Here is a 4,792-nt window from a genome sequence, read left to right as displayed (position 1 = left end):
GCTGGCCGCGCGCTGGCCGCGCTGCACCGTGCCGCGGCCGGCTACGCCGCGCCGCCGCGCAGCACCACCGTGCTGGTCGCCAACCTGCGCCTGTTCGCCCAGCCGCAGCCGTTGCAGGCGCTGGAGCACGATCTGGCACGGCGTCCGGCGCTGGCCGCATGGCTGCAGCAACGCGACTGGCAGGACGACCTGCGCGTGCAGTTGCTGCCCTGGCACGCACAGGCCTGGCCGCTGCTGCAGACACCGCCGCCGGCACTGTGGACGCATGGCGACTGGCACGCCTCCAACCTGCTGTGGCGCGGACACGGCGCCGCCAGCACGGTCAGCGCGGTGTTCGATTTCGGCCTGGCCGACCGCAGCTTCGCCCTGTTCGACCTGGCCACCGCGATCGAGCGCAACCTGATCCCGTGGCTGCAACTGGACGACGGCGGCACCGCCGTCGCCGATCTCGACCAGCTCGATGCGCTGCTGCACGGCTACGCCACATTGCTGCCGCTGGACGCGGCGCACCTGCGCCTGCTGGCCGCGCTGCTACCGCTGGTGCATGCCGATTTCGCGCTCAGCGAGATCGAGTACTTCGCCGGCATCACCGGCTCGGACGCGCACGCCGAGATCGCCTACCGCCGATATCTGCTCGGCCACGCCGCCTGGTTCGGCCAGGGCGAGGGCCAACGCCTGCTGCGGCACCTGCAGCGGCGCGCGGCGGCCGCGCCATGAACCGTCGCATCCACCCCGACACATCCGCCGTCACGCCTGCCGCGCACGCACCGCGCGGCGCTGCCGCTTCCCACTTTCGTTTCGTTTGCCCGAGGTCGTTCCGCATGCTTCCCACCCGCCGTTTCCCCGCTCCGCACGCCCTCGCGCTGGCCCTGGCCATCGCCCTGCCGCTGCCGGCCCTGGCCGCCGACGCTGCGCCGGCGCCCGCCAGCGCGCAGACCCCGGTCGAACTGGACGCGGTCAACGTGCAGGGTCGCCAGCCGCACGACCGCAGCAGCCTGAGCGGCTACGGCGACGCGCCGCTGCTGGACACGCCGATGGCGATCGACATCATCGATCGCACGCAGCTGTCCGACCGCCAGGTGCGCGTGCTCAGCGAGGTGCTGCGCGCCGACGCCGCGGTCGGCGACAGCTACGCGCCGATCGGCTACTACGAGAACTTCCTGGTGCGCGGCTATTCGCTGGATGCGGCCAACAGCTACCGCATCAACGGCCTGACCATCGCCGGCGAACAGAACGTGGCGCTGGAGAACAAGGAACAGGTGCAGGTGCTCAAGGGCCTGTCCGGGGTGCTGTCCGGCATCACCACCCCGGCCGGCGTGATCGACTACCAGACCAAGCGCCCGCAGCACGTGCGCAGCCTGGTGCTGAGCGGCGACGACGACGGCAGCCGCGGCGCGGCGGTGGACCTGGGCGACTGGTTCGGCAGCGAGCGCCAGTTCGGCCTGCGCGTCAACGCCGCGCACGAGACCCTGCGCAGCTATGTCGATCACGCCGACGGCCACCGCAACTTCCTGTCGCTGGCCGCGGACTGGAACATCGATCCGCAGTCGACCCTGCAACTGGACGTGGAGTACCAGGACCGCCAGCAGCGCTCGGTGCCGGGCTACCAGTTGCTCGGCGGCACGCAGCTGCCGAGCAAGGTGTCCGTGCATCGTCTGCTCGCCTACCAACCGTGGTCCAGGCCGGTCGGCATCGAGGCGCTGAATGCGCAGGCGCGCTACGAATACCGCTTCAGCGACGCCTGGAATCTGCAAGTCGCCGCATCGCACAGCCGCGCGCTGATCGACGATTACTCCAGCTTCGCCTGGGGCTGCTACGGCGCGGCCAGCTGCGCCGGCGACGCGGTGCCCAACCATTTCAGCCGCGAAGGCGACTACGACATCTACGACTACCGCAGCCCTGCCGACAGCCGCCGCAACGACGAACTGCAGGCGATCGCCAGCGGCAGCGCCAGCACCGGCGTGCTGCAGCACCAGTTCCAGGTCGGCGTCGACTACCTGCATCGCACCATCGACCGCCACGGCTCGATCAACGAGATGATCGGCAGCGGCAACATCGATGCCGACCCGCCGCTGCTGGCGCAGGCCGACGCCACGCTCGGCCCCAAGCGCCGGCGCCTGGACAGCGCGCAGACCGCGCTGCTGGCCAGCGACCGCATCGGCATCGGCGAGGCCTGGCAGTTGCTGCTGGGCGCACGCCAGGTGCGCTACGACGAACGCGCCTGGGACCGCGACGGCAGCCTGACCCGGCGTACGCGCCGCTCGGTGTTTCTGCCGCAGGCGGCGCTGCTGTTCAAGCTGCAGCCGTCGCTGTTGCTGTACGCCAGCTTCGCCAAGGGCCTGGCCCCGGGCGGCACCGCGCCGTGGTTCGCCAGCAACGCCGACAGCATCCTCGCCCCAACCAGCGCCTACCAGCGCGAGGCCGGCATGAAGTTCGAGCGCGATGGCGTGACTTTGGGCGCGGCGCTGTTCGACATGCGCCAGGCCAACCAGTACGCGCAACCGCAGGCCGACGGCAGTTTCCTGTTCGTGCAGCAGGGCCGCCTGCACAACCGCGGCATCGAACTGTCCGCCGCCGGCACGCTGGGCGCCGGCCTGCACCTGCAGGCCAGCGTCGCCGGCATCCGCGCGCGCGCCGAGGACACCGGCACGCCGGGCGACGAAGGCCACCAGGCATTGAACGTGCCGCGGTTGCGTGCCAGCGCCCAGGCCACCTGGGACGTGCCCGGCGCGAGCGGACTGGCGCTGCTGGGCGGCGTGCAGTACAGCGGCGCCAAGTACGCCGACCGCAGCGGCCAGGTCGCCGTCGGCGGCTACAGCGTCTACACCCTTGGCGCCCGCTACGCCACCCGGCTGGGCGCGGTACCGACCACGCTGCGACTGAGCGTGGACAACCTCACAGACAAGCGCTACTGGCGCGACGTCGGCGCCTACGAAGGCGACGACTATTTGTTCCTCGGCGCGCCGCGGACGGCGCGGCTGGCGGTACAGTTCGATTTTTGAAGGGCCGGGAATGGGGATTCGGGATTGGTAAAAGCCAAAAGCCGGACATGGCGCGTCACCTGAGTAGGAGCGGCTTCAGCCGCGACGCGCTATTGCTGACGGGTCGCGACTGATTCCCACAGACAAGCGCTGCTCCTTCGACGAACACTGTCTTCTTCGCTCACAAAAGCGCCTGCCCCTGTTCTCCGGATCCACTATGACGTCATCCACTGCTGCCCCTTTCGAACACCAGCCGCGCCGATGACCACTGTGGCAATCAGCTGTCATGCAGCCAAAACGCGCGAAGTGATGTGCTTTCCGATGGCGCAATGCGTCGGGACTGAAGTCCCTCCCACAGTGCACTCGGCCGGCTTGCCGCCAGACCCTGCGGGAACGGCTTCAGCCGCGACGCGCTATTGCTGACGGGTCGCGGCTGAAGCCGCTCCTACAGCACGCGCGCAATGCACTGCGCTCGCGAACAATCCCCAATCCCTAATCCCCACTCCCGGCCTCCCCACCATGTCCCCGCTCGAACTGCTCGCCGTGCTGGTCAACGTCCTGGGTGTGTGGCTGACCGCGCGGCGGGTGCGTTGGTGCTGGCCGGTCAACGTGGTGGCGGTGCTGTTGTATGCGTGGCTGTTCTATCAGTGGAAGCTGTATTCGGACATGCTGCTGCAGGGCCTGTACGTGGTGCTGCAGGGCTACGGCTGGTGGCGCTGGAGCAACGGGCTGGGCGACGACGGCAAGGTCCAGGTCGGGCCGCTGCCGTGGGGCGAAGGCCTGCGTTCGCTGCTGGCCGGCGCCGTCGGCGCGGCGCTGTTGGGCTGGTGGATGCACCTGCACACCGATGCGGCGCTGCCGTGGCTGGACGCGGCGTTGTCGGCGTTCAGCGTGGTCGCCAGCGTGTGGGCCGCACGCAAGCGCATCGCCAACTGGGGCCTGTGGATCGTGCTGGACTGCATCTACGTCGGCGTGTTCGTGTACAAGGGGCTGTACCCCACCGCCGCGCTGTACGCCGGATTCGTGGTGTTGGCGGCATACGGACTGCGCCTGTGGCAGGCCGATCTGCGCCGCGCGCAAGCCGTCACCTGACACGCCACGCGCTCTTTGCTGCCTGGCGGCACAGCGCGTGCCGTCGTCAACTCGATGCGAATGGCGCGCCGCAGCCGCGCGAGCATCACGCGAACATCAGACGCCCGCATCGTCCGCGTGTCTGCCGGCAGCGTAGTCTTGTCAGCAACGCTTCTCCACGCTCTGGATTTCGCATGCACTTCGCCACCGCCGCCGGCTTCGCCCAACGCATCGCCGATGCGCTGCTGGCGCGCATCGCCGCCGGCGAATGGCGGGCGGACCAACGCCTGCCGGTGGAGCGCGAACTGGCCGCGCTGTTCGGCTGCACCCGCATCACCTTGCGCGAGGCGCTGCAGCAACTGGAATCGGACGGGCACATCTACCGCGAGAATCGCCGCGGCTGGTTCGTCAGCGCGCCGCGGGTACGTCACGATCCCAACAGCATCGCCGGCTTCATGCAGTACGTGGCCGCGCAGGGCGGCGTCCCGCGCACCGAACTGCTCGCCGCGCAGCGCCAGCCCGCCAGCCCGGCGCTCGCCCGGCATCTGCACCTGGACGATCCGGCAACCGAGGTGTTCGTGCTGCGCCGTCGCCGCTGGATCGGGCGCCGCGCGGTGCTGCTGGAAACCAATGCGATCCTCGCCGCGTGGGCGCCGCGCCTGCTCGACCACGACCTGGCCGGCTCGCTGAGCGCCGTGCTGACCCAGCGCCTGGGCTTGCGGCAGGCGCGCAGCCGGCTG

At 70.1% G+C, this 4,792-nt stretch carries 4 protein-coding genes; all 4 read left to right on the top strand.

Annotated elements, in window-relative coordinates:
* Positions 1-717: phosphotransferase (locus D183_RS0109755; RefSeq protein ID WP_017908830.1), on the top strand; the 717-nt coding region annotated here is incomplete at its 5' end.
* A gap of 104 nt (positions 718-821) precedes the next feature.
* Positions 822-3,002, top strand: a complete 2,181-nt coding sequence (locus D183_RS0109750) for a TonB-dependent siderophore receptor (protein ID WP_017908829.1) — start codon at positions 822-824, stop codon at positions 3,000-3,002.
* Positions 3,003-3,500: 498 nt separating this feature from the next.
* Positions 3,501-4,073, top strand: a complete 573-nt coding sequence (gene pnuC, locus D183_RS0109745; protein WP_017908828.1) for a nicotinamide riboside transporter PnuC — start codon at positions 3,501-3,503, stop codon at positions 4,071-4,073.
* Between the two features lie 173 nt (positions 4,074-4,246).
* Positions 4,247-4,792, top strand: a 546-nt coding sequence (locus D183_RS0109740; protein WP_017908827.1) for a GntR family transcriptional regulator, incomplete at its 3' end; no start/stop codon positions are given.

It is taken from the genome of Xanthomonas sp. SHU 199 (assembly GCF_000364665.1).
Taxonomy (GTDB): domain Bacteria; phylum Pseudomonadota; class Gammaproteobacteria; order Xanthomonadales; family Xanthomonadaceae; genus Xanthomonas_A; species Xanthomonas_A sontii.
This window is presented reverse-complemented; position numbering and strand designations above follow the sequence as displayed.